Below are 25,704 nucleotides of genomic sequence, written 5' to 3'. Positions count from 1 at the left end.
GTACAACAAATAGAAACCTTATTCCATTTTGAGTTTAGAGAAACTAATAAAAAATTGTATCAAGCAAGACCGGAAAGCACAAGAAGAGCTGTATCATTTATACAAACAGCCTCTTTTTGTGTTGAGCCTAAAATATTGCAGTAATGAAGCGGAAGCGGAAGACAATCTGCACAACGCTTTCATTGATATATTTACGGGAATACGAAAGTTTGAAAACAAAGGCTCATTTGAAGGCTGGATGAAGCGTATTGTCATCAATAAGGCCATCAGTTCGTACCGTAAAAGCTTTTTTCTTGTACCCATTAAAGACGAGTACACACAAGACACAACGGTAACTGTCGAAGAGTTTGATATTCCTGCCGATAGTATTTTACAACTCATACAGGAATTACCCAATCAGTACCGACTGGTTTTTAGTTTGTATGAATTAGACGATTACTCGCACAAAGAGATTGCAGTAATGTTATCGATAAGTGAGAGCACTTCTAAATCGAACTTACATAGGGCAAAACAAATTTTAAAAGAAAAAATCAACCATATTACTTCCGCAACGTATACTAAACAGCATGGAAAATAAAAAAGATATAGGCAGCGCATTTAAAGACAAACTTAAAAACTTGGACAAAAGCCCAAGCGATGCGTTATGGTCTAAAATTGAAAACGATTTAAACACCAAAAAGAAACGCAGATCGTTCGTGTGGCTTTTTCCTGCACTTTTAATTTTAGGATTATCGTCGGGAGCTTTGTATTATTTCTTCCCAGCAATTACGGGAAATAAAAAAGCAGGCGATTTGCTTTACAGTACAGAATTCAATCAAAGTAATCCCATCTCAAATAAGGTAGGCAATACAAGAGGAAGTTCGGAAAACGAAAAGCATTTGAAAACTGAAAGCACTGCTGAAAATACTATAGAAACCAAACAGGAAGCTGTCAATTCGACCGAGCTTGAAAATAGTAGTACGGCCAATTCCAACAGTAAAACAACGGCTACTTCGGAAAAAGAAGTGACTACTTTGCAACCGGATCAGGAGAATCCGAAAATAAAGTCCAAAAAACAAACCGGAATTGCCGAGTCAGGAGGCACAACTTCTTTACATCCGATTTCGAAAACTGGAACGGATAAAACCTACTACAGCAGAGAGGCAACAAAAGTGACGGTTACGAAAAAACGATTGGTAAAATCTACTCCGGAGTATGACGAATACGAAGTCGTGAAAACCTATAGTTATGTGGTAAAAAAGAAAAAAGTAAAAGCACCCGTGAAAGTAAAAGTAACTGGAACAACAGGAGCAACGAATAGCAAGAACCAGTTTAGCACTTCACATCCGAAAACCAAAGTAGGTGTCAGAAAAAAAATGCCTAAAAAAAACAAACCGGTAAAAGCGGTGTCTTCAACAACAGCTACAAAGCGTACAACTAAATCGGTTCCAAGTACTTCATCGGATACCACTTCTGATGCTACAAAAAATGACAACGAAACCCATCCGGTTACTTTGCAGTTAACTAATACGGAACCGAAAGAAGAAAAATTAGACAGCTTGTCTACTACACCTATCGTTGAAAAAAAGAAAACCAAAAAAATAATAGCCGAAGTAAAACCTCAAAAAAAGGATTCTTTGCCGAAAATTAAAGTATATCCATTGGGCGTATTTGGCTACGTTTCGCCAACACTTTCGTTTGCAAAAGGAAATAACTCAACGATTGACACCAGACTAAACAACAATTCGAAAACTTCTGCAGTACAATGGAGTTATGGTGCCTATTTGTGTTATACGCCCGAAGGAAGACTAAGTTCAAGAATTGGTATCGGTTTTACCAACTTGAATTTTAAAACTGAAGATGTACCGGTGAATACAACAGATTATTCGAACCTATCTTACACTAATGGTTACTCGAATATGGTAATTTACAATCAGTCCAATCAATCGGAAAAAATGACGCTAGTTCAGGAAATTTCATATGCAGAGGTTCCTTTGGAAGTTAAATATAAAGTGATTGACAAAAAAATAGGTGTCAATGCGATTGGAGGCATCAGTATTCTGTATTTAAATAAAAATAAAGTAACTGCAATTACCAGTAATGGGAACCACTATGAAATAGGAAAAACCAAAGGACTATTGGATGCTACTGTTGGAATCAATTTTGGTTTCGGTTTCGATTATACAATTAACAAGATGATGAAATTGAATGTAGAACCAATGATAAAATACAACCTTAAAGGATATCAGACAATCAGTAATAGCAACTTCTTTTCTGGGAATATTTTAACCGGTTTGCAGTTGTCTTTTTAGAATTTACCTTAGTCGATCAAAACCACTCGCCATCCACATAAAACCATCTGCCTTCTTCGTTTTGGAAGGTAGATTTTTCGTGATGCACATGGGCTTTTAAATTACTGTCAAGGTAATAGGCTTTGAATTCCACTTTCTTTTCGGAAGTGGTTAAAATTTCTAGTTTCACCCAATGATTCTCAAGGGCAAAACTCAAAATATCTTCTTTATGATGATTTTTTCTGGTACTGCTGTGTGTGGTTGCTATCAAATAGGCTGCATTGTGAGTGCAATAGGCTGAGTAACGCGAACGCATCAATTTTTCAGCGGTTGATGGAAATTCACTTCCTAATATAAAAGGTTCACAGCAGTTTGAAAATGCAATACCGGAACCACAATAACAGTTATTGGCCATTTTTTTGTTCTAATTGATCCAACAAAATACGGTACCGACTCAATTCGATCAAATCTTCATCGTTATCCGCAAAATCAGTAAGTTCTTCCAATAATTCTCTGGCTTCAGTGAGACGTAAATCCGTCGTTTTCTGCTCTTTTGCCACTATACTGTCAATAACTTTTTGGACTCTTATTTTTAATTCGGTGAAATTAATTGGCATTGTATCGATTTTGGATTCAAAGTTACTACAATATCTCGTGATAGTAAACTTTTACCTAAAAACATCTAAACTACAGCTATACAGTTTTTTACACAAAAAACACATTGCATCTCAATTAAATTCCGTAACTTTAATAGTATAATCAAAGAAAAAAATTGGAGTGTAACCTAATGGTAATCATTTAGGTTAAATACTAAGTGTAGGGATAGCCAATTATACTATTCTTCTTTGATTATTTGCAATGCAAAATTTGGCTATCCCTATCTAATTTTTCTTCTACTACCCTTTTAACAAATGAATACTCACCGTTGCATAATCGGTATGTGGAAAGCGTTGGAAGTACTTTGGTTCCGATTGTAGTCCTGCCAATGCTGCCACTTTCACAAAAGCATCAATTTCAAGAATATACTGATCGGACAATCCGTGTGTGACGTCGTAAGCTGTTGCCGGTGTACTTCCGATATTGGCCGCTGTGATTTTGGAATCGACTGTATGCAATTCAATCAAAAGCAATCCAAAACGTTGTACATACGGTGACCATTTTTGGAAATGTTCCAATAAATTCGCTTCCACCTGATTGTTGGATAGTCGTACACCACGATATGCAAATGCGCCTGTAGACTGACTTGTAATTCCATGCTGGTTGTCTGGAGTCGACCAAATACGGTTGTGATCCAAAAAGGTGCGTACATTGAGTAAGTCTTTTAAATCAATTTTATAATTATCGGCTAAATCCTGGGCCAGCAAATCGGGATTTCCAATATCACCCCAAACCACTTTGGCCCAAATATCGGCTTTGATTAAATTGGCTCTTGTTACTTTTAAAGCAACCTGATTGTAATCGACCCCAACCAAAAACAAAGGATGCTCTTCCAACATTTTACCCCGTAAAGTTTGTCTTTCAATTACATCAAATATGTGATGCAAAAAAGCCCCGTTTCCGCAACCCATGTCTAATATTCCTTTAGGTTGTTCGGCAATCGGTTTATTGAACAATTCGATAATAATTTCGTCGATCACTTTAAAGTAGGTACTGTGTGCTCCTCCACTTCCCCATACGTTCATTTCACGGTTGACGTGAATTTCGGTTTCGTTGACTGCAATGTCCCGTAAAGCATTCGGATTACCGAAAAGGAGCATTTCAATATTTTTCAACATGGGAAGATACGACACGGTAACACCATAAGCGGAAGCACGTTTGGCAAAGAACAGTCCTTCATCAGTAAACTGATATTTACCGTTTCTTTCCGTAAACCAACCCAAATCAGTAAAGAAATCGAGCATTTTCGTGAAAGCTTCCGGTTCCTTATGAAATTCATCCGCACTGAAAGACGTTTCCATAAAGTACTTATGAAACATTCCCGTCATTCCCAAGTTCACAATCAATGGAGCGGCCAAATAGCCTTCAATATGTTTTAAAATCTGAAACTGAATTTTGCCTTCAAAAGAGTCAATAGCTGAAATCTGCTGGCGTTGTTTCTTGTAATTCTCAAATTCCGGATTCAGTTGCCCGATAGAAGTTGAAGTGATGGTGTTGGCTGTAAAAACATCGGTCGTGAAAAGCAATCGACTGATTCCATCGTAGTTGTAAAATTGAGAAAATGCGTAGGCACTGGAATCATTTATCGAAATGGTAACTTCATTGGCTACATTATCCACATGGTATTCCAAAAAACCTTGCGAGGCCAAAGCTCTTAATGCTACATTCAGATACCCTTCATTGGCTTTGTAAGTTTCACTAAGTGAAGTAAGTGAAGTGGTTTTCACATCCAATAGATGCTTCAAAATTCCTTTCTTGTTTAAAATAGAGGCAATCGGAATCAATACAATACCATCCAAATGCCTAAAAATGGCTTCTCTACCTGTTGTATTTGTCATGTTTTTTAGTCTGTTTAGCCAAATATAGGATTTTTAACGAAACAATAACAGGCCAAGCCAATTTCAGAATAGTATATTTGTAGGGATTATTCAGCAGCATCATGAAGGCAACTCTAAAGCAACTCTTTCCAAATTTTAGTCCGCAACTCCTTGAAGAAGTGGAAAAAAATGCAAGTATCCACTCTGTCAAGGCAGGTGAAGTAATGATTCGCTCCGGGCAATACATTAAAAATACGGTTTTGATTTTAAACGGTAAGGTAAAAGTGTATCGAGAAGATGAGGATGGAGGCGAGTTTTTCATGTATTACCTACAACCCGGACAAGCGTGTGCCATTTCGATGATTTGCGCTACGAAACAAGAAACCAGTCAGATCATGGCTAAAGTGGTTGAAGATGCAGAATTAGTGATGATCCCATTACAAATCATGGAAAAATGGATGGCCAATCATCGGTCTTGGTACGAATTTGTGATCGAAACGTATCGTAGACGCTTTGAAGAAGTTTTAATGGTTATTGATAATATCGCTTTCAAAGCCATGGACGAGCGCTTGGAATTTTATTTGAAGAGACATCAAAAAGCTTGCGGTTGCAACGATGTTAAATTGTCTCATCAGGAAATTGCTTCCGAACTGAACACTTCCCGTGAGGTTGTTTCCCGATTACTTAAAAAAATGGAGCAACGCGGTTTGGTGAATTTGCACCGTAGTCATATTGAAATTTTGCCTCTCTTGAAATAGTGTGACATTTGTTACTGACTGCTATCCAATTAAACCCCAAATTTGTATCAAAATAAATCGTGTGGAAATAATTGGTTACATAGCGGCGGTTGCCATCGGAATCACTTTAGGCCTAATAGGTGGCGGTGGTTCTATTCTTACAGTACCTATATTAGTGTACTTGTTCCGAGTGAATCCTGAATTAGCAACCAGTTATTCTTTATTCATTGTTGGTGTTACAGCTGCGATTGGTTCCTACAAACACTACCTTTTTCAAAATTTAAAATTGAAGGAAGCTCTCTATTTCGCTATCCCTTCTTTGCTCTCCTTATTGACTGTACGAAAATTTATTTTGCCGGCTATACCTCATTCGTTATTTCAAATAGGATCAATTACAGTTACCAAAGATCTTTTAATTATGTTGGTGTTCGGAGTCGTAATGCTGCTCGCGTCCAAAGCCATGATTAGCCGCAAAACCGAGCTTTGCAAAACGGAGATCAATTATTACAAACTGGGCGCTATAGGACTATTGGTGGGATTTATCATCGGTTTTTTAGGTGCTGGAGGTGGATTCTTAATTATTCCTGCATTGATTTTCTTTGGAGGTATTCCAATGAAAAAAGCAGTGGGCACATCATTATTGATTATCGCCATTAATTCGCTTATTGGTTTCTCCGCAGACATCATCAACGGCATCACGATTAACTTAATAGTATTGCTTTCAATTACTTTTATGGCGATCATTGGAATGCTCATTGGTTCTATGCTTTCGAAAAAAGTAGAAGGAGGCAAATTAAAATCGGCCTTTGGTTGGTTTGTATTGGTTATGGGAATTTTAATAATTGGAAAAGAGCTTTTTATAAAGTGACAATTATCATTAATTTTATACGTTTTTATATAGTATTTTTGCAAACAAAGAATAGATTATAGTAGTATGTTAATAGAACAAATATATACAGGATGTTTAGCTCAAGGAGCTTATTATATTACCTCTAATGGTGAAGCCGCTATTATTGATCCGCTTCGCGAAGTACAACCGTATCTTGACCGTTTGGAAAGAGATGGTGTTGTACTGAAATATATCTTTGAAACTCATTTCCATGCCGATTTCGTTTCGGGACATTTGGATTTGAGTACCAAAACCGGAGCACCTATTGTGTATGGACCAACGGCTACTCCAGAATTCGATGCGCTTATTGCAACAGACAATCAAGTTTTCACCATTGGAAATATCACAATTAAAGTACTTCACACTCCAGGGCATACCATGGAAAGTACTACTTACCTATTGTTAGACAAAAACGGAAAAGAGCATGCCATTTTCTCAGGCGATACCTTATTTATTGGTGATGTAGGTCGACCGGATTTGGCACAAAAAGCCGCTGATATGACTCAGGAACAATTGGCAGCTACTCTATACCAATCTTTGCGTTCCAAAATCATGACACTTCCTAATGAAGTGATTGTATATCCTGCACATGGAGCAGGTTCTGCATGTGGTAAAAACATGAGTAAAGAAACCGTTTCTACCATTGGAGAACAAAAAGAAAAAAATTACGCTTTAAGAGCCAACATGACGGAAAGTGAATTCATTACTGAGGTATTGGATGGGTTAACACCACCTCCAGCCTACTTTGGTATGAATGTAGCCATGAATAAAAAAGGGTACAGCAGTTTCGATTCGGTTTTGAATAACGGAATGAAAGCGTTGTCTGCGAATGATTTTGAACTACTAGCGGATACGGCCGATGCCTTGATATTAGATACGCGCAATCCTGCCGAATTTTACAAAAAACACATCCCTCAGTCAATCAATATTGGCATTGGTGGTGATTTCGCACCATGGGTAGGTACATTGATTGCCGATGTAAATCAACCGCTACTTATTGTATGTGATGCCGGAAAAGAAGAAGAAACCATTACCCGTTTAAGCCGTGTTGGTTTTGACAATGTACTCGGGCATTTAGAAGGTGGTTTTGCAACGTGGGAAAACTCTGGAAAAGAAACGGATGCCGTTAAAAGAATCACGGCTACGCAATTTGCTGCTGAATTAAACATTGAAAAAGACAAAGTAATTGACATCCGTAAAGAAGGAGAATATAGTGCTGAACATCTTGATGAAGCCTATAGCAAACCTTTAGCTTATATCAATACCTGGATAAACGAGATTGATCCTTCAGAGCATTTTTACATACATTGTGCCGGAGGGTATCGCAGTATGATTGCGGCTTCCATTTTACAAGCGCGCGGTTACCGTAATTTTACTGAAATTGAAGGTGGCTTTAACGCAATTGCCAAAACTGAGTTGCCAAAATCGGATTTTGTATGTCAAAGCAAAGTATTATAAAAAAGGAGAATTGAATTACTGTTGTAAATCAGAATTTTCATTCTCATTAAATTTCTTCAAAATAGCTTTAAGTTGAGCCTTGCGCTCAACTTTTTGTTTTGCAGCTTTTGCTTTTGCTTTGTGCAACTTACTATTGTGTTTGTTTCGATTTTCGTCGTTATTTCTGCTCATGCATACTGTCTTTTAATTTCATCCAAAGTTTTGTTGGTATAGATTAAATCGGTTACAATTTTTTTTCTGAGTACTTCTATTTCCCAATCTGGAAAATGTTTTGCCCAATTTGTCAAATGCAAAATGTTACGAGCCTGTCTTACCCTTTTCATTGTATCATCGCTGGTTCTCACTACGGCCATATCGTCATAATTTTTGCTTAATTTATGTTGGTACAATACTGTTCGAGTTTCAAAATCGACAGTTACATAATACAAGGCTTCGTATTTGTTATCCGGAAAAAAGTCTTCCCAATTGGCATAACCAAGTTTTACTTTTGAAGCCGATGTATCGCCGTTTTCAATAAGACGCCATTTGGAATTGCCTAATCTACCCCAATGGTTCGACAAACGGTACATTCCTTGTTCTGTATAATAATATTTACTTCCAGAATCACTCTCAAAATCCGGACTTCTGTCCTGTAGATTTGACACATTTACTTCTGTGAATACACAAAAAGTATTTTTAAAAGTATTGGGTGGTAATTGAAATGTTGCGTTTTCCCGAATCACACAAAACAAGTATTAAATAAAGTATAAAAGTAGTTTGATTTCTGAACAAATCATTTATTTTTGCGAACAAAATTATAAAACTGATGAAAAAATTAGCAATTATTGCCCTTTCTGTTCTTGCCGCTTCATGTAGCAAGTATAAAGTTTCAGGAGAAATCAAAGGAATGCCTGATGGAACTAAGGTTTATTTAGAAAAACAAAATGAATCTGCTACAACTGGTATTACAGGAGTTGATACAACGGTTGTAAAAGATGGTAAATTTGAATTTGAAGGAAAAGCAGAAGAGCCTTTAATGCACAGAGTACGTTTTGATCAAATTGGTGGATTTATGTTAATTCTTGAAAAAGGAAACATTAATGTAAAAGGAACTAAAGACAGTTTAGCACTTGGTGTTGCAACTATTTCAGGAAGTACCACTAATGATCAGCTTAATGCATACAGAAAAGACTTGATGAAAGTCCAAGTGAGAGTAGCAGCTTTTGAAAAAGATAACGAAAAGGCTTATGGGGAAGCAATGGCTAAGAAAGATACTCCTACAATGAAAAAGTTGACGGATGATTATAAAAAATTAAATGAAGAGTTTACTACAGTAAAAACAAAGTTTGTTGAAAATAATCCAGATTCATTCCTTTCATTATTAATCATTCAGGAATTGTTTGCAACACCACAAGCTGATATTGCAAAAACAAAAAAACATTTTGAAAACCTTAGCAGTAGTGTAAAATCAACTTCAACTGGTAAGAGAATTCAAAAAAATCTTGATGATTACGAGAAAGCATTACAAGAGTCTCAACCAGGTCCAAAAAAAAAAGTAAACTAAAAGAGACTCCTGCACCCAACTTTAGCGCAAAGAATCCTGAAGGTAAAGTAATCTCATTACAACAATCATTAGGTAAAGTTACGATTATTGATTTTTGGGCTTCATGGTGTCCTCCTTGTCGTAAGGAAAATCCAAATGTTGTAGCACTTTATAACGAGTTACATTCAAAAGGATTAAACATCATTGGAGTTTCTTTGGATAAAGATGCAACGAAATGGAAACAAGCCATTGCGAAAGACAAATTGACTTGGAATCATGTATCGAATTTAATGTACTGGGATGAACCTATCGCAAAATTGTACGGTATTGAAAGTATTCCTTCCACATTTGTTCTTGATGCCAAAGGAAATATTGTCGCAAGAGATATTTATGGTGCCGAATTAAAAGCTAAAGTGTTAGAATTATTAGCAAAATAGCCTTTAAAATCCTAAAAATTAAAAGCCCAGCGTTTGCTGGGCTTTTTTTATTGTATTTACTACCAATCACTTACAAAAAAGTTTAAAATTATCTTTATTTTTTGTTTGGAAACCCGAAAAATGATTCTATATTTGCAACCGCTTTGAGAGCGAAACTATTGAGAATATAGTTGGGGAGATACTCAAGCGGCCAACGAGGACGGACTGTAAATCCGTTGGGAAACCTTCGCAGGTTCGAATCCTGCTCTCCCCACAAGATAATTAAATTAAGAAAAGCACCAAGTTTACTTGAGTGCTTTTTTTGTTTTAATTAGCTTGAGTAAGGAAACCTTACTCAGGATCACGAAACGAAGTGCAGTAATCCTGCTCTCCCCACAATAAAGGCGAACCTAAAGGTTCTCATTTTTTATTCCACCTTACTAAAACCACTAAGTCCAGATTATTTATTTCTTCACTACTCAAAATCTTTTTTAGCCAACAAAAAGTAATACACCAAAACATAAAACGATACCACATAACTCAATATACTTATACCCATAAAAAATATAAAGTTATTGTAGAAATGATACATTACAAAAAACAAATCGCTTACAATAAAAGTAAAACTCGTCATCATCAAAAAAAAATTGGTTTGATTTTGTTGCAGCGTATACAATATAGTAGCTGATGAACCAAATGTTACTGATGAGATTCCGTAAACAATAATTAGTAAATACAATTCAAGTTGTAAATCGAACATTAAAACCAAGCTAAAATATAACAAGCTCAAAAAAAACAAGAACATCAAAATCATATAGGATAAATTTATTTTATCCGGAAATTGAAATTTAATTTCAAAAATGTTTTTAAAAACAAAACACAAAAGAATACAATAGGCAATAAAGTTTGATAGTATTACAAAAAAGAAACTTCTTTCGTCATAAAAAAGATTTAAAATCCCCGAAACAAACAACAACAGCAAAATCATTGAAGACCAAAAACTAATCTTCCCTCTACTCTCTTGCCAATAATAAAAAAAAATAGAAGGTATAATAATTGGCTTTACTATTAGAGTCAAATTTTCAATTCCTTCAACAACTGCTATAAAATATAATAAACCTGATACAATGTACAGGACCAACGCTGGTGAGCTCGCTTTCATTGATAATCTGTTTTTGTGTATTTCCAATTTGTTATAAAGTCTTTTTTGGACAAAAAGAGAACAGAAAATAAATGGAAAACAGAATTTCACACTTATTGTTATTAAAGTTATGAATTGATTTTCAATAATAGCAGAAAAAATATTCAATTGAATAAATATTTCTAATCTTTTACATTAAAATTATTTCGATAGTGCTTTTCTTTTTTACTTATATTAAGTTTTGATAGGATTCCTTGGCAGCTTCATATCCAATCTTATAAATCATATCCATTTTTGTCTTACTGGTCTCAAAAGTGCCGAATTTGACCAATTCTTCAGGTTCTATGACCCAATCACAAATATTGAATTTATGCGTATTCGAATTAGCAGAAAGCAAATCAAAAGCACGTGAGGTAACCGATCGGATGGAAGACAAATCTTTCGCTTCAATCTTTTGAATTGGACTCACATAAACACCTATCAAGGAATCACAACGACCTTGCAGTATATCGGTTGGAAAATGGTTTAAAATTCCTCCATCACTGTATAAATTACCATCTATTTCATAAGGCGACAAAACTCCGGGAAAGGAGGACGATGCAAGAACAGCATCTACAATTTTTGTATCGTTACCAAATACTTTTAATTTCCCTTTGACCAAATCAGTAGCCGTAATATGTACATTGATATTTAACTCACCCAATGTTTTATCCTCAAAAATACTTTTGAAATAGAGTCGAAAAGCCTCGGAATCGATAATACCCGCTTTTTTAAACGTAAAATGCTTCCAGTTAAAAAAATAAATCGACTTGAAAAAGGATAAGATTTCTTCGGGAGATTGACCACCGGCATACAACGCAGCAACGATCGCTCCAGCACTGGTTCCGGCAATCTGAACGGGTTTAATTCCTTGCTCTTCTAAAAACTTTAAAACTCCGGCATGCGCCAATCCTTTTGTTCCACCACCGGATAAAATTAAACCTATCGATTCTTTATTTAAAATCATTGTTGTAAAAGTAAATTCTTACAACAAATATAACAAAGGAAGTACAACCGTAAACACCAGACATAAAAAAACCCCGATAATCGGGGTTTCATTTATTCTAAAACAAATGTTACATTGACATTTGCTGTAATTTCGATTTCGCCGATGGCAAGTGTTTCTCTTGGAGCACCAGCATCCATGGCTTCTGCTCTAGCTCCTTTGAACATTACCGGATGTGGATAATAAGTATTTGAATTATCTGTTATCAATAACACTTTTCCTACTTTTTGGCCTAATGCGCTAGTATAATCATTTGCTTTTTGCTTGGCAACCAAAATCGCTTTTTTACGTGCTTCCGCTTCGTATTGCTCCAATTTCGAAGATTTGAATTCAACTCCATTAATGTTCGTAATTCCAGTATCTGTGATATCCATCATGAAAACATCATACTTCTTAATATCTTTTAATGTAACTGTGATGGTTTGGCTGGCTACATAATTGTTTTTCTTTTTCTCATAATCGTAGGTTTTATATAAACTTACTTGAGTAGTTTGAAAATCAGTCTGAGGAACACCGTTTTTCTTGATGTATTTCAACACTTTATCAATAGTTTCATCATTCGCTTTTTTCACTGTTGCAGCGTCTTTACCTGTATTCTCGACACCTATTGTGATTGTCGCCATATCAGGTGTAACTTTTATCTTTCCTTCTCCGGAAACGTTAATTTGTGGAATCTGAACTGATTTTTGATCTTGCGCGTAAGTCATCATGGTACAAAATGTTATTACGATTGCTACTAAATTTTTCATAGTCTATTTATTTTTAATTTGTTTTGAAAGTATTCAAAAGTTGTGCCATTATAGCTTCCCCGCCTTTTCTAAAATAAAAAGAAAAACAATTGGAATTGCTAATACAATGACCATAAAGGTATTATCCACAAACAAAGAAGGATCTTTAAATAAAGTAATAGCATATCCGCCGATGGCTCCACCGAAATGAGCTGTATGTCCAATATTATCATTCTTCTCTTTCATTCCGTAGATGGAGGATAGTAAATAAATTACTCCGTAAATACTACCTGGAATGAATCCGAAAAACAACAGACTGTCATTTATTAAAATAGAACTAAAGATAATGCCCACAACAGCACCGGAAGCACCAACCGCTCGGTAATTAAAATCATTCTGATGAAAATACATGGTCAACAAACTGCCTGAAATCAAACTTCCGAGATAAATCAGCACAAACGAAAAAGTTCCCAATCCATAGATTACAACTGGAGCAAACATGTAAAGCGTAAACATATTGAAAAACAAATGAACATAGTCAACATGTAGAAATGCCGATGTAAACATTCGATGTTGTTCCCCTGCACGAATGCTACCGGTATGAAATTCGTTTTTACGAAAAAAAGAGATATCGTTAAAGCCTTTATAGCTATAAAGTACATTAGCTGCAATAATTGCAATCAGAAAAAGATTCATAAAATTTAATTTAGAGTAAAGATAGCAAAACCATTTTAAAGGCATAAAACCACAGACAAGAATAAAACTCTATATTTGTAACAAAATTTTCAACAATGCAATTCTTAGTTTTTGTCATTATTTATCCGCTACTTTGGCTAATATCGATACTACCCTACCGACTTTTTTATTTATTTTCAGATGTAGTTTACTTTCTCGTCTATCATATTATCGGTTATCGTAAAAAAACAGTGCGAAAAAATCTTGAAATCGCACTTCCTCACTTGAGTAAAGAAGAACGATTGGTAATAGAAAAAAAATCGTTTCAACATTTGTGCGATATGTTTTTGGAAATGATTAAAACGTTAACCATATCCGAAAAAGAAATGGAGCGTCGTTTTACGTTCAAAAACCTGGAAGTCTACAAACAATTAGAATCTGAAGGAAAAAGCATCACACTTATGGCTTCGCATTATGCTAGTTACGAATGGGTGATATCTATGAATAAACATGTAAAATTCAAAGGAATAGGTATTTACAAAAAAATCGCCAACCCTCATTTTGATAAATTGGTGCGTGACATTCGTTCGAAATTCAAAGCCGAATTAGTAACTACCAAGGAAACCAAGGCAACAATTGTCAAAAACCATAAAGAAAACATATTGTGCGTTTATGGATTCGCAAGTGATCAAACTCCAAGATTGTCCAAAAGAAATTATTGGTCTAGCTTTATGGGGATTACTACTCCAGTTCACGTTGGAGCAGAATCTTTGGCTAAAGAATTTGATATGAATGTAATTCAGCTTAAAGTCAGAAAAGTAAAGAGAGGTTATTATGAAGCTTCATTCGATGTATTGGCCAATGGAAACACGCAATCGATTCCAGACTTTGAAATCACTGAAACCTATCTTCGAAAGGTAGAGCAACAAATATTAGAAGCACCGGAATACTATCTTTGGACACATAAAAGATGGAAACATAGAAAATAATTCCATAAAAAAAGCGCAGTTCAACCTGCGCTTTTTTTTATATCGTAAACCAACTTTTTACGAGATCTTTTTCGGTAAGTTTGGCTTGTTTGTGCAAATATTCATTGCTTTTAGGATTATAATCATACTCGTTTGCCCATTCTTTATGATGCTGAGCCAGCGCTCGAATAGATTCGCAAACATATTGAATTTCCGAATTGGTTGTTGTAGGATGTATTGACATACGAATCCATCCCGGTTTTTGTTCCAAATTCCCCGTATCTATGTTACACGTAATACTGTTGGATGTTTCTTGATCTACGTGCAGTAAATAATGCCCATAAGTCCCAGCACAACTACATCCTCCACGGGTTTGAATTCCGAAACGGTCATTCAATAATTTCACTCCAAGATTGTAATGTAAATCGTCTATGTAAAACGAAATTACTCCTAATCTTTGTTTGTGTTGTCCGGCAAGAATATTGATATTTTGTTCCTGAGATAATTCAGAAAAAACATAATCTACAATCTCGTGTTCACGTTCCAGGATATTTTTAACGCCCATTTTTTCTTTCAGTTGAATAGCCAAAGCTGTTTTAATCACCTGTAGAAATCCGGGAGTTCCACCATCTTCCCTATCTTCAATATTGTCGATGTATTTATGTTCACCCCAAGGATTAGTCCATGATACCGTTCCACCTCCGGGACAATCCGGCACATTGTTTTTATATAAATTTTTATTGAACACAAGCACTCCCGAAGTACCTGGACCTCCTAAGAATTTGTGTGGAGAAAAGAAAATAGCATCCAAATAAGCCTCTGGATCTTCAGGATGCATATTAATATCAACATAAGGGCCAGAACAGGCAAAATCTACGAAACATACACCGCCATTTTGATGCATTATTTTAGCCACTTCATGATACGGTGTTTTAATTCCGGTTACATTTGAACATGAAGTAATCGAAGCGATTTTAAAACTTCTGTCTTGGTATTGATTGACTAACTTTTTAAAATTTTCCAAACAAAACAATCCTTCATCATTGGCTGGAATTACAACAACATCAGCAATACTTTCCAACCAAGAGGTTTGATTCGAATGGTGTTCCATGTGAGAAATAAAAACGATTGGTTTTACTTCTTTCGGTATATTGGTGAATTCTTTTAAATTTTCAGCAACACGTAAACCTAAAATACGTTGGAACTTATTCACGACTCCAGTCATTCCGGTTCCATCTGTGATTAACACATCATTTTGATTGGCATTGACATGATGCTTAATGATATGACGTGCTTCATGATAAGCCATCGTCATTGCTGTTCCTGAAACCGTCGTCTCTGTGTGAGTATTAGCAACAAAAGGACCAAATTCATTCATCATTTTTTCTTCTATTGGTCGATACAAACGTCCTGAGGCAGTCCAATCCGTATAAATTATTTTTTTAGTACCGAAAGGTGACTCGAATGCTTGATCAATCCCTATAATATTCTCTCTGAACTGTTGAAAATACTGTTCTAACGAAGTTTTAGTTTCTGTTGCAATCATTGTGTTGAAATTTGGGTCAAAGATACATTTTTTACCAATTTTATAACGTTACTATCTTTCATTTATCATTATTTTTGAGCTTTATAACAAATTTATCTGCAACACCGATTTATGCAACTTTCTATCCAAAATAAATTCACTCAATCCCTTCCTGCCGATCCGGAAACCAAAAATGAAGTCCGTAAAGTTTTCGAAGCTTGTTATTCATTGGTAACTCCTACCCTACCTTCAAAACCAAGTCTCCTACATGCTTCAAAAGAAGTAGCGTTCATTATTGGATTAAAAGAAGACGATTTGAACAGTGAAGATTTCCTGAATGTTTTTTCGGGTAAAACAGTTTATGAAAACAGTCACCCCTATGCAATGTGTTATGGCGGACATCAATTTGGGGTTTGGGCCGGACAATTAGGTGACGGAAGAGCTATCAATTTGTTCGAAAGCAACAATCTCACATTGCAATTGAAAGGCGCTGGAAAAACGCCTTACTCAAGAACTGCAGATGGATTAGCGGTTTTGCGGTCATCAATACGAGAATACTTGTGTGCTGAAGCTATGCATGCATTAGGTGTACCTTCTACCCGATCTTTATCACTTGCTTTGAGTGGTGATGAAGTATTACGGGATATCCTATACAATGGTAATCCCGCTTATGAAAAAGGCGCCATCGTTTGTCGTGTGGCTCCATCATTTATCCGTTTTGGAAATTTTGAAATTCTAGCTTCCAGAAATGATTTGAAAAACTTGCAATTATTAGCTGATTTTACCATCAAGGAATATTTCCCTGAAATAAAATCTGAAGGCAAACAGAAGTATGTCGATTTCTTTGAAAATGTAGTACAATCAACACTTAACATGGTTGTTCATTGGCAACGTGTGGGTTTTGTACATGGAGTGATGAATACGGATAATATGTCCATTCACGGTATTACCATTGATTACGGTCCGTACGGATGGTTGGAAGATTTTAATCCGAATTGGACTCCGAATACGACCGACAATCAACATAAAAGATACCGTTATGGTAACCAGCCCGAAATTGCTTTATGGAATTTGTACCAATTAGCCAATGCGTTGTATCCTATCATCAATGAAACTGCCGATTTAGAACGCATTTTAGAACAATACCCTAAAGACTTTGAATTGCAATATCAAAAAATGATGCAAGAGAAATTAGGACTCTTCATTGGAACCGAAAATTACGCTATTTTAATCGATCAATTGGTACAAATTTTACAACTTACAGAAACAGATTATACTCTTTTCTTCCGATTGCTATCTGATGTAAAAAAAGAAGATGATACCAAAACCGCTTTTCAAAAAATAGCATTTGCTTTTTACAAACCTGAGGAAATCAAAGATCAAATTCAAATCTATTGGACAGAATGGCTTCATTCTTATCTCAATTGTCTGCAACAGGAAACTACAAACGATTCTGAGAGAAAACGAAGAATGGATACTGTAAATCCAAAATATGTTCTTCGTAATTATATGGCACAATTAGCTATTGAAGAAGCTGACAAAGGGAATTACCACCTAATTGATGAATTATTTACATTACTTCAAAAACCATATGACGATCAACCTCATCATGAAAAGTGGTTTGCTAAACGGCCGGATTGGGCACGAGAAAAAGTGGGCTGTTCCATGTTATCCTGTAGTTCTTAATCTATGAAATATACACTCTTTTTTTTACTGGGAATGTTATTACTTTCCGGCTGCAATCAAAATCCTTCACCCAAAAAGGAAAAGGTAACTATTGTTTTACAACCTTTTGATGCGTTTCCAAAAGCATATCTTTATGAGGTTCAAAAAAATCTGAAGACTATTTATTCCTCTGTAAAAGTTGCTGATAACATCCCTTTTCCGGAAGGCAGCTGGAATCATAACAAATCCCGCAGACGTGCTGATGCATTAATCGCCTATCTGACAGATATCGCTGGGCAAAATCAGTTGGTAATTGGTCTTACCACCAAAGATATCAGCACATCCAAAGATAGCAAATCAGACTGGGGTGTTTTTGGTTTGGGTTATCGCCCGGGAAAATCATGTATTGCATCAACCTACCGATTGAAAGGAAACAAAACTGAAAAGTTATTTAAAGTCGCTATTCATGAATTGGGTCACACACAAGGCTTGCCACATTGTCCAATAAAAAATTGCTTTATGCGTGATGCCGAAGGAAAAGATGTTTTGAATGAAGAAACCCAATTCTGTAACAGTTGTAAAACCGTTTTAATCAGACACGGATGGAATCTAAAATAATGACTAAACAATTCTTAAAATTACTGAAATTATCCTAAATTTAAGACTTTAAATTTCAAGCACTTAAAAACAGTGTACATCCATTTTCTTTCAAAAAAAGCGAAATTAACACACTGCTTAAAAAGCTTACTATTCAATATAATCAATAACAAACTATGAAAAAATTTCAATTTAATGTCGAAATCAATGCTCCGAAAGAGAAGGTTTGGTATTCACTTTGGGACGATGATAATTACGAAACCTGGACGGAAGCTTTCTGTGAGGGCAGTCATGCAATATCCGGTTGGGAAGTAGGTAATAAAATTCATTTTTTAGATCCGAAAGGTTCAGGAATGGCTTCTACAATAGTGGAAAAAAAACCATTTGAAAACATGGCTTTTTCCCACATCACTGAAATTGTAAATCATGAAGAACAACCCATCAATGAAAACATTCAAAGATGGTCTGGTTGTATCGAAAAATATGTGTTAACTGGGGAAAACGGCACCACTTCTTTACATGTCGAAGTAGAAAGTGTTGAAGAATATGAAGACTTTTTTACCACTATGTTTCCTAATGCATTACAAAAAGTGAAAGCAATAGCTGAAAATCCCGAAACCAAGTCCATTTCTGTTAGAGCCGTTTTAGATGCTCCTGTTGAAAAAGTATGGGACTATTTTACGAATCCTGAACATATTGTTAATTGGAATTTCGCTACAGACGACTGGCATTGTCCTAATGCTGAAAACAATCTTGAAGTAGGACAACAATTCAAGTCAACTATGGCATCCAAAGACGGTGCCAATAGCTTTGACTTCACCGGAACTTACACAGAAATCATTCCACATCAAAAAATTGCGTATACCATGGATGGTGATGGCCGAAAAGTAGTGGTGAAATTTAATGTTTTGGATGGAAAGACAATCCTTACAGAAAATTTTGAACCTGAGAATGTTCACAGCGTAGATTTACAGCGTGGAGGATGGCAAGCTATTCTAGATAATTTTAAAAAATATACCGAATAAATAATAAATCAAAAAACTAATAAAAAACAATCAATTATGGCAACTGTAAACGTTTATCTAACTTTTAATGGTAATACAGAAGAAGCATTTAACTTTTATAAATCGGTTTTCGGAGGAGAATTTTCATTTATCGGTAGATTCAAAGATATGCCTGCTGACGACAATTGCCCTCCACCAACAGAAGAAGAGGCGAATAAAATCATGCACGTATCTCTTCCAATCAGTAAAGAAACAGTTTTAATGGCTAGTGACAGTACTGAAGGAAGCGGTACGGTAACCTTTGGAAATAATTTTTCGGTATCAATTAATACTGAAAATAAAGACGAGGCTGACCGTCTATTTAATGGTCTTTCAGCTGGTGGCAAAATCATCATGCCATTGGCTGACACCTTCTGGGGTGCTTATTTTGGCATGTTTGTTGATAAATTCGGTATTAACTGGATGGTAAATTTTGACCAACAGCCACAATAATTTACTATATTTAGCTGTTTTATAACCTTAACCTATTAAATTATGAAAAATTGTATTAGAACATTTATTATTACTGCTTTTCTGTTTTTGATTGTTCCTGATAATCTATTTGCTCAAGGACCACCGCCATGGGCACCGGCTCACGGGTATCGTGCAAAAACAAGATATGTCTATTTCCCTGACGAAAATATGTACTATGATTTACGTTCTAGAAATTACATTTACTTAAGCGGAAGAAACTGGGTAGCACGAACTGCTGTACCAAGAATCTTTGTAGGCATTAACCTAGGAAAAAGTGCTCAAATCGAATTGGATTTTGTTGGAGAACGTCCGTATGTACAAAATCAAATTCACGTAGTGAAGTACAAAAAATACAAAAAAGCGAAACCTCAAAAAGTAAAAGTGATCGAAGTGCATCATTATGATCACGATGACCACCACGACCATCATCACAAACATGGTAAAGGTCATGGAAAACATGGTAAGCATTAATAAAAAAAGGGTAAGAAATCTTACCCTTTTTTTATTTGCATTATTTCCCTAACTCTTTTAAAACCCATTCCAATTCAGGATCTTTATTGGTTATTATATCGTTAATCGTTTTTACTATTTCTTTATCCGGATATATACCATGACCAATGACGTTAGTTTGATTTACCGGACGGATATCCAATAGACCCAATCGCCATTTGATTTTCGAATTCGGTAGCGTCAAAACCGGCATAAAGCCTGCGACAGTTCCATTGAAATCACCGCCCGTTTCTTCGCCAACAAAAGTAATATCCTTATTGGCCTTTAATGCTGTGGACAGAATGCAGGATGCCGAAAAACTCCCCCCATTAATAAGTACATAAATCTTCCCTCCAAAATTATTGGGGTTCGGTTTTTGCAATTTCGATGAATTGATTGTATTGTAATACGTACCGTCATCCTTCTTTTTCACTTTGAAATAGGTGAATCCCATATAAAAAGGATAAGCCACACCTGCTAGAGGATAAGTAATTACCGGAATATTAGAAAAAATACCCGCTTGCCACATACTCGTTTTAGAGGTTACTATTGCCGGCTGTGTCAAAATAAAGTCTTGATTGGTCAGGTACGAATACAAATTCATAATCTCGTTCATCCTCCCACCTGGATTATCTCTTAAATCAATAACCAAAGTTGCGCTCTCCCTTTTTTTGATACTGTCGAATAGTATCTTATACGCTTTTCGGAAATTCCCGTCTGTAAAATCGTTAATTTTTAGATACGCCACTGATTTATCATTTCCTAAAAATTGTAATGACTTACTATATTCTTTAGTTTTAGTATCATATCCAAAGATTTTTTTCTTTTTTCGTTCCAATTTCGCATTTGCTTTACGAACAGACTTACTGAGTGTGTCTTTACCCGATGCCAATCTTTCCTTCTTTTGAGGTTTCTTGCGATTGATCATTTTGAAAAATACAGAATCTTTATACTTGAACTCAAATCTAAGGCTGTCATTGCTCTCGATTTCATCCGAAAGAAGCACTGGAAATCTTCTTAAAAACCATTTCCTTGGAAAAGTTGTATTGTATCCATCAGAAGTAATACTTTGTCTGTATTTATTGTAAAGATCCTGTGGTTTGATATTTTTGATTGCAACTATTTCGGTACCCAATTGAATATCTGAAAACTTAGAATTGTTTTTAATGACATACAACTTTCCGTTTTCCCAGTCGTATTTGAATTGCGATAAAGGTCCTTCCCCCGCTTTTTTCAATCTTTTGAGTTCTTTTCTGGAATATCGTTTAGTCATAGGAATCATTGACATATGACCTTGATGGACAGATGCAATCACCGGACTGATTACAAAATAGAATTCCTTGCTGGTCATTGGTTTATTGACTACATTTCGGATACTATCGAATTTGAAGCTCAACTGCTCTTTTGTGATATACAAATCAAGACTTGGATGAAGTTTGTAGAGTTTACGTTCCACATAGTCGATATCATGCTGAAGCTTTTCTACAGTAATTTTTTCACTTCTTCTTTTATTGTGTTTTTCAACGGATGCGCAAGAAATAAGCAGCAATGAACTGGCTAAAGCGGTACAAAAAAACAGACGGATTGGACTCATAATTGGATGTGTTGGCACTCTTTAAGTCGGAAAAATACAGAAATGTTACATTTTATTCTATAATTCCTTAAAAAATAACCCTGAGTTATCAACCCAGGGTTATTGTTACATTATATTGTATGTTAGATACCTGCTATTTGTTTCAATTCGGTAACAAAACGATCTGCCAATACATCGGCAGCCTGTTGTGTAGGTGCCTCAGTATAGATACGAATAATTGGCTCTGTATTGGATTTACGTAGGTGAACCCATTCTGAAGCAAAGTCAATTTTCACACCATCAATAGTAGAAATCTTTTCACTCTGGTATTTCTCAAAAATAGTCTTCAATACCCCATCGACATCGATTTGTGGTGTGAGTTCAATTTTATTCTTACTCATGAAATACTGAGGATACGACGCTCTTAATTCGGCAACCGATTGACTTTGGTTGGCCAAATAGGTTAAGAACAAAGCTACCCCAACAAGTGCATCGCGACCATAGTGACTTTCCGGATAGATGATACCTCCGTTCCCTTCACCACCGATGATAGCGTTACTAGCTTTCATCAATTCTACAACATTCACCTCACCTACTGCACTGGCTTGGTAGCTACCGTTGTGTTTTTCGGTAATATCACGCAAGGCACGAGAAGACGACATATTTGAAACGGTATTACCCGGCGTTTTACTTAATACATAATCGGCTACAGCTACTAAAGTGTATTCTTCGCCGAACATTTCACCATCGTTAGAAATAAACGCTAAACGGTCTACATCCGGATCGACAACAATCCCGAAATCGGCTTTTTCTTCCACGACCAATTTACAGATGTCGCCCAAATGTTCTTTCAACGGTTCCGGGTTATGTGGGAAATGGCCATTCGGTTCGCAGTACAGCTTCACTACTTCCACACCCATTTGTTCCAATAATTTCGGGATGATGATTCCTCCTGATGAATTCACACCATCAACCACAACTTTGAACTTCTTCGTTTTAACTAAATCGGCATCCACTAGTGGCAATTCCAACACTTCATCGATGTGGATATCCATGTAAGCATCGTTTTCTGTTACTTCACCCAAGAAATCCACCTCTACGAAATCGAAAGCTTCGTTTTCTGCAATCTCTAATATTTTAGCACCATCTGCACCGCTCAGGAATTCCCCTTTGGCATTCAATAATTTTAAGGCATTCCATTGTTTTGGATTATGAGAAGCCGTTAAGATGATTCCACCATCGGCTTGTTCCAAAGGCACAGCGATTTCGACAGTTGGTGTTGTTGACAATCCTAAATCGATAACATCAATTCCTAAACCTACAAGGGTATTTACCACTAGATTATGAATCATGGGGCCTGAGATTCGGGCATCGCGACCAATACATACTTTCAATCGGTCTTTCTGAATATTTTGTTTTAAAAAAGTACCATAAGCCGAAGCAAACTTCACTGCATCAACAGGAGTTAGGTTGTCTCCTACTTTTCCACCGATGGTTCCGCGAATTCCTGAAATTGATTTTATTAATGTCATATTCTAAATTATGAGTTCTACTTTTATTTATTACTAGCAAAGATATGAATTTGGAAGGTAGTAAAAATGATATGAATTTCAAATTTCAATACGAAATGATTATATTCGACCTATGAACTTTTTGGCACACATCTACCTTTCCGGGGAAAACGAGTTGATTTCTATTGGCAATTTCATGGCCGATGGCATTCGTGGCAACCAATACCTTCAGTTCCCGAAGGAGATTCAGCAAGGTGTTTTGTTGCACCGAACTATTGACAGCTTTACCGATGCACATCCGACGTACCGAAAGAGCAAGCACCGATTGCATGAGCGTTATGGTCATTATTCGGGAGTGATTATGGACATTATCTATGACCATTTTTTGGCAAAAAACTGGAGTCATTATCATCACGAACCTTTGGAAGAGTATGCGGAACGTTTTTACCAATCTTTGCGGCAACATTACGAACTGCTTACTGAGAAAACCCAAAATATGATGCCGTATATGATTGCTCGGAATTGGCTGGTGAGTTATGCTTCATTAGCTGGACTTGAAATGATACTGTTTCAGATGGATTACCGAACAAAACATCGTGCACATATGCAAAATGCTATGGCGGAATTACAGGAATTTTACCTTGAGTTTGAGGAGGAGTTTACCCTGTTTTTTGAAGAGTTACGGGAGGTGTGTCGTTTGCGTTTGAAAGAGCTTATGGATTTTGATTCGAATTCCTAACGAATCGTGATGTTCTTCTTTTCTTTTCTTTTGCCTTGACATCTCGTCTGATGACGAGACAGGCAGAAATCTCGTCTAAGGCCGAGACACAGCAAAGATCAAGACTGCATCGTCTACTCCAAAAACTAACTCAGTACTACGTTTCGCGACCCGAACCGCTCGTAGTGCTTTCTTTTCTTTTTTGTCTTGACATCTCTTCTGATGACGAGACACAGCAAAGGTCAAGACTGCATAGTCTACTCCTAAAAACTAACTCATTTTTTACTCTTTTCTTTTGTCTTGACACAAAAGAAACAAAAAGTCAAGGCTTCGATTCTCGGCGTTCCAATTTCATTTCGAATCCTAAAAGAAAAGAACTCGCCCTCTGGGCTCAAACAGCTTTTCTTTTTACGGATTCTTCAATGATTGGAACCTCGCCTGCGAATCTGTGGCCGAGGGATGACGTAATAGGAACCGCTCGTCGTGCCTCCTCGGCTACGCGGATCACTCCCACTTCGTACTTTCGTTGTTTTTCACGGAGTATGCTATGAGATCTTCTTGGGTATTGCGGTTTGGGAGTGATGGGAGTTAAAAAGTAGAGTGCGGAAACCATAACTTAGTGTGCATTTGATACTATTGAGCGTGTGGATAAAATAATTTATCGTGCGTTTGATCATTGTAAACGTGCGGATATAATAATTTATCGTGGGTTTGAAAATTGTAAGCGTGCGGATGCCATAATGTATCGTGCGGATGGTAATTGTAAGCGTGCGCATGCCATAATGTATCGTGCGTTTGGTAATGGTAAGCGTGCGGATGACATAATGTATCGTGCGTTTGGTAATGGTAAGCGTGCGGATGACATAATGTATCGTGCGTTTGGTAATGGTAAACGTGCGAATGTAATAATGTATCGTGCGTTTGGTAATGGTAAACGTGCGAATGTAATAATGTATCGTGCGTTTGATAATTGTAAGTGTGTGGATGATATAATGTATCGTGCGTTTGAAAATTGTAAGCGTGCGGATGTAATAATGTATCGTGCGTTTGAAAATTGTAAGCGTGCGGATGTAATAATGTATCGTGCGCTTGAAAATTGTAAGCGTGCGGATGTATTAATTTACCGTGTACTAACAACTATTCAAAGAAAGGCATAAAAAAACCTTGCAACAGAGGGAAAAATTGAAATTTGGATTGTTGGATTATTGGATTGTTCGATTATTGGATTGTTGGATTGTTGGATTTTTGACTTTAGTATGGCTTCGAGATCCTCAGCCACTACGATACTTCAAAAGGCTCAGTAACCGCCGCTGACAGGGTTGTGAATTCGGTATAAAATTCTTATATTCACGTTTTTATAAGCCCGACAAAATGAAATGGAATGCACGCCTGATACGACACCACGGAGAAATCCGGATTGCTGTTATTTTTGAGAAAAACAAAGAACTGATTGCCCGAATCAAGCAATTTGAAGGTTCAAAATGGAGCCAAACCCTACAGTTATGGCATGTTCCCGATACTGAAGCCAACAGAATCCGATTTAAATTAAAAACAATACAAGAGTCTATGCCTTCTGAAGAAGGTATTTTAGCGATTGAAAATTTTTCCAGACATTTAAAATCGAAGCGATACAGTCAGAATACCATAAAATCCTATTGTGATGCGTTGCAATCATTTTTGGTATTCTACAGGGAAAAGCCGGTAAAAGACATCACGAATGAGGATGTTATACGCTACAACAACGATTATATCATAAAGCACCGGCTTTCGTCATCTTATCAAAAGT

Annotated in this window: 27 protein-coding genes and 1 tRNA gene; 16 read left to right on the top strand and 12 right to left on the bottom strand. The window is 36.3% G+C overall.

Features of this window, described 5'->3' with window-relative positions; translation table 11 throughout:
- Nucleotides 1-28: 28 nt before the first annotated feature.
- Together ACS8MM_RS01160 and ACS8MM_RS01155 are read left to right on the top strand one after the other, a co-directional pair.
- Nucleotides 29-577 carry an RNA polymerase sigma factor gene (locus ACS8MM_RS01160; RefSeq protein ID WP_379712167.1) on the top strand — a complete coding sequence of 183 codons (549 nt, stop codon included), beginning with the start codon at nucleotides 29-31 and terminating at the stop codon, nucleotides 575-577.
- Complete coding sequence (locus tag ACS8MM_RS01155) at nucleotides 567-2,291, top strand: hypothetical protein (RefSeq protein ID WP_379712165.1); 1,725 nt, start codon at nucleotides 567-569, stop codon at nucleotides 2,289-2,291. Before ACS8MM_RS01160 ends, ACS8MM_RS01155 begins: the two co-directional genes overlap by 11 nt.
- A 16-nt stretch (nucleotides 2,292-2,307) precedes the next feature.
- On the opposite strand, the gene ACS8MM_RS01150 is transcribed toward ACS8MM_RS01155, so the two are convergent.
- The 3 genes from ACS8MM_RS01150 to ACS8MM_RS01140 form a co-directional block, all read right to left on the bottom strand.
- On the bottom strand, nucleotides 2,308-2,685 hold the full coding sequence (locus tag ACS8MM_RS01150; protein ID WP_379712163.1) for a YchJ family protein: 378 nt from the start codon (nucleotides 2,683-2,685) through the stop codon (nucleotides 2,308-2,310).
- Nucleotides 2,675-2,887 carry a hypothetical protein gene (locus ACS8MM_RS01145; protein ID WP_379712161.1) on the bottom strand — a complete coding sequence of 71 codons (213 nt, stop codon included), beginning with the start codon at nucleotides 2,885-2,887 and terminating at the stop codon, nucleotides 2,675-2,677. Before ACS8MM_RS01145 ends, ACS8MM_RS01150 begins: the two co-directional genes overlap by 11 nt.
- Before the next feature lie 279 nt (nucleotides 2,888-3,166).
- Nucleotides 3,167-4,765, bottom strand: coding sequence for a class I SAM-dependent methyltransferase (locus ACS8MM_RS01140; RefSeq protein WP_379712159.1), 1,599 nt, complete (start codon nucleotides 4,763-4,765; stop codon nucleotides 3,167-3,169).
- Between the two features lie 101 nt (nucleotides 4,766-4,866).
- Here ACS8MM_RS01140 and ACS8MM_RS01135 point away from each other — a divergent pair, with 101 nt between their 5' ends.
- The 3 genes from ACS8MM_RS01135 (at nucleotide 4,867) to ACS8MM_RS01125 (ending at nucleotide 7,828) form a co-directional block, all read left to right on the top strand.
- Nucleotides 4,867-5,502, top strand: a complete 636-nt coding sequence (locus ACS8MM_RS01135; protein WP_379712157.1) for a Crp/Fnr family transcriptional regulator — start codon at nucleotides 4,867-4,869, stop codon at nucleotides 5,500-5,502.
- A 61-nt stretch (nucleotides 5,503-5,563) separates the two neighbouring features.
- Nucleotides 5,564-6,349 carry a sulfite exporter TauE/SafE family protein gene (locus ACS8MM_RS01130; RefSeq protein ID WP_379712155.1) on the top strand — a complete coding sequence of 262 codons (786 nt, stop codon included), beginning with the start codon at nucleotides 5,564-5,566 and terminating at the stop codon, nucleotides 6,347-6,349.
- 66 nt (nucleotides 6,350-6,415) lie between these two features.
- Nucleotides 6,416-7,828 (top strand): MBL fold metallo-hydrolase, encoded by a 1,413-nt coding sequence (locus ACS8MM_RS01125; RefSeq protein WP_379712153.1) that lies wholly within the window; start codon nucleotides 6,416-6,418, stop codon nucleotides 7,826-7,828.
- 15 nt (nucleotides 7,829-7,843) lie between these two features.
- Here ACS8MM_RS01125 and ACS8MM_RS01120 read toward each other — a convergent pair whose 3' ends face one another.
- Together ACS8MM_RS01120 and ACS8MM_RS01115 are read right to left on the bottom strand one after the other, a co-directional pair.
- Complete coding sequence (locus tag ACS8MM_RS01120; protein WP_379712151.1) at nucleotides 7,844-7,999, bottom strand: hypothetical protein; 156 nt, start codon at nucleotides 7,997-7,999, stop codon at nucleotides 7,844-7,846.
- Nucleotides 7,996-8,472 (bottom strand): hypothetical protein, encoded by a 477-nt coding sequence (locus ACS8MM_RS01115; RefSeq protein ID WP_379712149.1) that lies wholly within the window; start codon nucleotides 8,470-8,472, stop codon nucleotides 7,996-7,998. The genes ACS8MM_RS01120 and ACS8MM_RS01115 overlap by 4 nt, the downstream gene beginning before the upstream one ends.
- Before the next feature lie 161 nt (nucleotides 8,473-8,633).
- On the opposite strand from ACS8MM_RS01115, the gene ACS8MM_RS01110 reads away from it, so the two are divergent.
- The 3 genes from ACS8MM_RS01110 to ACS8MM_RS01100 all read left to right on the top strand — a co-directional run bounded on the left by ACS8MM_RS01110 (nucleotide 8,634) and on the right by ACS8MM_RS01100 (nucleotide 10,040).
- On the top strand, nucleotides 8,634-9,371 hold the full coding sequence (locus tag ACS8MM_RS01110) for a DUF4369 domain-containing protein (RefSeq protein WP_379712147.1): 738 nt from the start codon (nucleotides 8,634-8,636) through the stop codon (nucleotides 9,369-9,371).
- Entirely contained in the window at nucleotides 9,329-9,787 is a 459-nt protein-coding gene (locus ACS8MM_RS01105) for a peroxiredoxin family protein (RefSeq protein ID WP_379714982.1), read from the top strand. The genes ACS8MM_RS01110 and ACS8MM_RS01105 overlap by 43 nt, the downstream gene beginning before the upstream one ends.
- A 172-nt stretch (nucleotides 9,788-9,959) precedes the next feature.
- Nucleotides 9,960-10,040 (top strand) — tRNA-Tyr (locus ACS8MM_RS01100).
- Between the two features lie 1,096 nt (nucleotides 10,041-11,136).
- Here the strand turns inward: ACS8MM_RS01100 and ACS8MM_RS01095 are convergent.
- From ACS8MM_RS01095 to ACS8MM_RS01085, 3 genes are all read right to left on the bottom strand, one after another.
- A complete protein-coding gene (locus ACS8MM_RS01095) occupies nucleotides 11,137-11,913 on the bottom strand; it encodes a patatin-like phospholipase family protein (RefSeq protein ID WP_379712145.1) in 777 nt (258 codons plus the stop codon).
- 92 nt (nucleotides 11,914-12,005) lie between these two features.
- Nucleotides 12,006-12,701 carry an SIMPL domain-containing protein gene (locus ACS8MM_RS01090; RefSeq protein WP_379712143.1) on the bottom strand — a complete coding sequence of 232 codons (696 nt, stop codon included), beginning with the start codon at nucleotides 12,699-12,701 and terminating at the stop codon, nucleotides 12,006-12,008.
- 48 nt (nucleotides 12,702-12,749) lie between these two features.
- Nucleotides 12,750-13,376 carry a rhomboid family intramembrane serine protease gene (locus tag ACS8MM_RS01085; protein WP_379712141.1) on the bottom strand — a complete coding sequence of 209 codons (627 nt, stop codon included), beginning with the start codon at nucleotides 13,374-13,376 and terminating at the stop codon, nucleotides 12,750-12,752.
- A gap of 71 nt (nucleotides 13,377-13,447) precedes the next feature.
- Here ACS8MM_RS01085 and ACS8MM_RS01080 point away from each other — a divergent pair, with 71 nt between their 5' ends.
- Complete coding sequence (locus ACS8MM_RS01080) at nucleotides 13,448-14,344, top strand: lysophospholipid acyltransferase family protein (protein WP_379714980.1); 897 nt, start codon at nucleotides 13,448-13,450, stop codon at nucleotides 14,342-14,344.
- Nucleotides 14,345-14,381: 37 nt separating this feature from the next.
- Here the strand turns inward: ACS8MM_RS01080 and ACS8MM_RS01075 are convergent, their stop codons facing one another.
- Nucleotides 14,382-15,869, bottom strand: coding sequence for an aminotransferase class V-fold PLP-dependent enzyme (locus tag ACS8MM_RS01075; RefSeq protein ID WP_379712139.1), 1,488 nt, complete (start codon nucleotides 15,867-15,869; stop codon nucleotides 14,382-14,384).
- A 111-nt stretch (nucleotides 15,870-15,980) separates the two neighbouring features.
- Here ACS8MM_RS01075 and ACS8MM_RS01070 point away from each other — a divergent pair, with 111 nt between their 5' ends.
- The 5 genes from ACS8MM_RS01070 to ACS8MM_RS01050 all read left to right on the top strand — a co-directional run bounded on the left by ACS8MM_RS01070 (nucleotide 15,981) and on the right by ACS8MM_RS01050 (nucleotide 20,098).
- On the top strand, nucleotides 15,981-17,534 hold the full coding sequence (locus ACS8MM_RS01070) for a protein adenylyltransferase SelO (protein WP_379712137.1): 1,554 nt from the start codon (nucleotides 15,981-15,983) through the stop codon (nucleotides 17,532-17,534).
- A 3-nt stretch (nucleotides 17,535-17,537) separates the two neighbouring features.
- A complete protein-coding gene (locus ACS8MM_RS01065; RefSeq protein ID WP_379712135.1) occupies nucleotides 17,538-18,131 on the top strand; it encodes a matrixin family metalloprotease in 594 nt (197 codons plus the stop codon).
- Nucleotides 18,132-18,286: 155 nt separating this feature from the next.
- On the top strand, nucleotides 18,287-19,135 hold the full coding sequence (locus tag ACS8MM_RS01060) for an SRPBCC domain-containing protein (protein ID WP_379712133.1): 849 nt from the start codon (nucleotides 18,287-18,289) through the stop codon (nucleotides 19,133-19,135).
- 36 nt (nucleotides 19,136-19,171) lie between these two features.
- Nucleotides 19,172-19,606 (top strand): VOC family protein, encoded by a 435-nt coding sequence (locus ACS8MM_RS01055; RefSeq protein ID WP_379712131.1) that lies wholly within the window; start codon nucleotides 19,172-19,174, stop codon nucleotides 19,604-19,606.
- 42 nt (nucleotides 19,607-19,648) lie between these two features.
- The gene (locus ACS8MM_RS01050) at nucleotides 19,649-20,098 is read left to right on the top strand and encodes a hypothetical protein (protein ID WP_379712129.1); all 450 of its coding nucleotides are present in this window, start codon (nucleotides 19,649-19,651) and stop codon (nucleotides 20,096-20,098) included.
- Nucleotides 20,099-20,138: 40 nt separating this feature from the next.
- Here the strand turns inward: ACS8MM_RS01050 and ACS8MM_RS01045 are convergent, their stop codons facing one another.
- Both ACS8MM_RS01045 and glmM read right to left on the bottom strand, forming a co-directional pair.
- On the bottom strand, nucleotides 20,139-21,710 hold the full coding sequence (locus ACS8MM_RS01045; RefSeq protein ID WP_379712127.1) for a S41 family peptidase: 1,572 nt from the start codon (nucleotides 21,708-21,710) through the stop codon (nucleotides 20,139-20,141).
- A gap of 122 nt (nucleotides 21,711-21,832) precedes the next feature.
- Nucleotides 21,833-23,221, bottom strand: coding sequence for a phosphoglucosamine mutase (gene glmM / locus ACS8MM_RS01040; protein WP_379712125.1), 1,389 nt, complete (start codon nucleotides 23,219-23,221; stop codon nucleotides 21,833-21,835).
- Between the two features lie 112 nt (nucleotides 23,222-23,333).
- On the opposite strand from glmM, the gene ACS8MM_RS01035 reads away from it, so the two are divergent.
- Nucleotides 23,334-23,939, top strand: a complete 606-nt coding sequence (locus ACS8MM_RS01035; protein WP_379712123.1) for an ACP phosphodiesterase — start codon at nucleotides 23,334-23,336, stop codon at nucleotides 23,937-23,939.
- A 612-nt stretch (nucleotides 23,940-24,551) separates the two neighbouring features.
- On the opposite strand, the gene ACS8MM_RS01030 is transcribed toward ACS8MM_RS01035, so the two are convergent.
- Entirely contained in the window at nucleotides 24,552-25,055 is a 504-nt protein-coding gene (locus ACS8MM_RS01030; protein ID WP_379712121.1) for a hypothetical protein, read from the bottom strand.
- Between the two features lie 234 nt (nucleotides 25,056-25,289).
- Here ACS8MM_RS01030 and ACS8MM_RS01025 point away from each other — a divergent pair.
- On the top strand, nucleotides 25,290-25,704 hold a 415-nt coding region (locus ACS8MM_RS01025; protein WP_379712119.1), incomplete at its 3' end, for a phage integrase N-terminal SAM-like domain-containing protein.

The organism is Flavobacterium sp. MAHUQ-57, from assembly GCF_051908335.1.
Lineage (GTDB): Bacteria > Bacteroidota > Bacteroidia > Flavobacteriales > Flavobacteriaceae > Flavobacterium.
This window is presented reverse-complemented; position numbering and strand designations above follow the sequence as displayed.

Excerpts from the sequence above, each read along its gene's own strand:
- ACS8MM_RS01140 (WP_379712159.1), bottom strand. The coding sequence starts at position 4,765 with ATGACAAATACAACAGGTAGAGAAGCCATTTTTAGGCATTTGGATGGT.
- ACS8MM_RS01070 (WP_379712137.1), top strand. The coding sequence starts at position 15,981 with ATGCAACTTTCTATCCAAAATAAATTCACTCAATCCCTTCCTGCCGAT.
- ACS8MM_RS01110 (WP_379712147.1), top strand. The coding sequence starts at position 8,634 with ATGAAAAAATTAGCAATTATTGCCCTTTCTGTTCTTGCCGCTTCATGT.
- ACS8MM_RS01125 (WP_379712153.1), top strand. The coding sequence starts at position 6,416 with ATGTTAATAGAACAAATATATACAGGATGTTTAGCTCAAGGAGCTTAT.
- ACS8MM_RS01060 (WP_379712133.1), top strand. The coding sequence starts at position 18,287 with ATGAAAAAATTTCAATTTAATGTCGAAATCAATGCTCCGAAAGAGAAG.
- ACS8MM_RS01050 (WP_379712129.1), top strand. The coding sequence starts at position 19,649 with ATGAAAAATTGTATTAGAACATTTATTATTACTGCTTTTCTGTTTTTG.
- ACS8MM_RS01150 (WP_379712163.1), bottom strand. The coding sequence starts at position 2,685 with ATGGCCAATAACTGTTATTGTGGTTCCGGTATTGCATTTTCAAACTGC.
- ACS8MM_RS01075 (WP_379712139.1), bottom strand. The coding sequence starts at position 15,869 with ATGATTGCAACAGAAACTAAAACTTCGTTAGAACAGTATTTTCAACAG.
- glmM (WP_379712125.1), bottom strand. The coding sequence starts at position 23,221 with ATGACATTAATAAAATCAATTTCAGGAATTCGCGGAACCATCGGTGGA.
- ACS8MM_RS01090 (WP_379712143.1), bottom strand. The coding sequence starts at position 12,701 with ATGAAAAATTTAGTAGCAATCGTAATAACATTTTGTACCATGATGACT.
- ACS8MM_RS01145 (WP_379712161.1), bottom strand. The coding sequence starts at position 2,887 with ATGCCAATTAATTTCACCGAATTAAAAATAAGAGTCCAAAAAGTTATT.
- ACS8MM_RS01045 (WP_379712127.1), bottom strand. The coding sequence starts at position 21,710 with ATGAGTCCAATCCGTCTGTTTTTTTGTACCGCTTTAGCCAGTTCATTG.
- ACS8MM_RS01085 (WP_379712141.1), bottom strand. The coding sequence starts at position 13,376 with ATGAATCTTTTTCTGATTGCAATTATTGCAGCTAATGTACTTTATAGC.
- ACS8MM_RS01055 (WP_379712131.1), top strand. The coding sequence starts at position 19,172 with ATGGCAACTGTAAACGTTTATCTAACTTTTAATGGTAATACAGAAGAA.
- ACS8MM_RS01095 (WP_379712145.1), bottom strand. The coding sequence starts at position 11,913 with ATGATTTTAAATAAAGAATCGATAGGTTTAATTTTATCCGGTGGTGGA.
- ACS8MM_RS01035 (WP_379712123.1), top strand. The coding sequence starts at position 23,334 with ATGAACTTTTTGGCACACATCTACCTTTCCGGGGAAAACGAGTTGATT.
- ACS8MM_RS01065 (WP_379712135.1), top strand. The coding sequence starts at position 17,538 with ATGAAATATACACTCTTTTTTTTACTGGGAATGTTATTACTTTCCGGC.
- ACS8MM_RS01135 (WP_379712157.1), top strand. The coding sequence starts at position 4,867 with ATGAAGGCAACTCTAAAGCAACTCTTTCCAAATTTTAGTCCGCAACTC.
- ACS8MM_RS01155 (WP_379712165.1), top strand. The coding sequence starts at position 567 with ATGGAAAATAAAAAAGATATAGGCAGCGCATTTAAAGACAAACTTAAA.
- ACS8MM_RS01120 (WP_379712151.1), bottom strand. The coding sequence starts at position 7,999 with ATGAGCAGAAATAACGACGAAAATCGAAACAAACACAATAGTAAGTTG.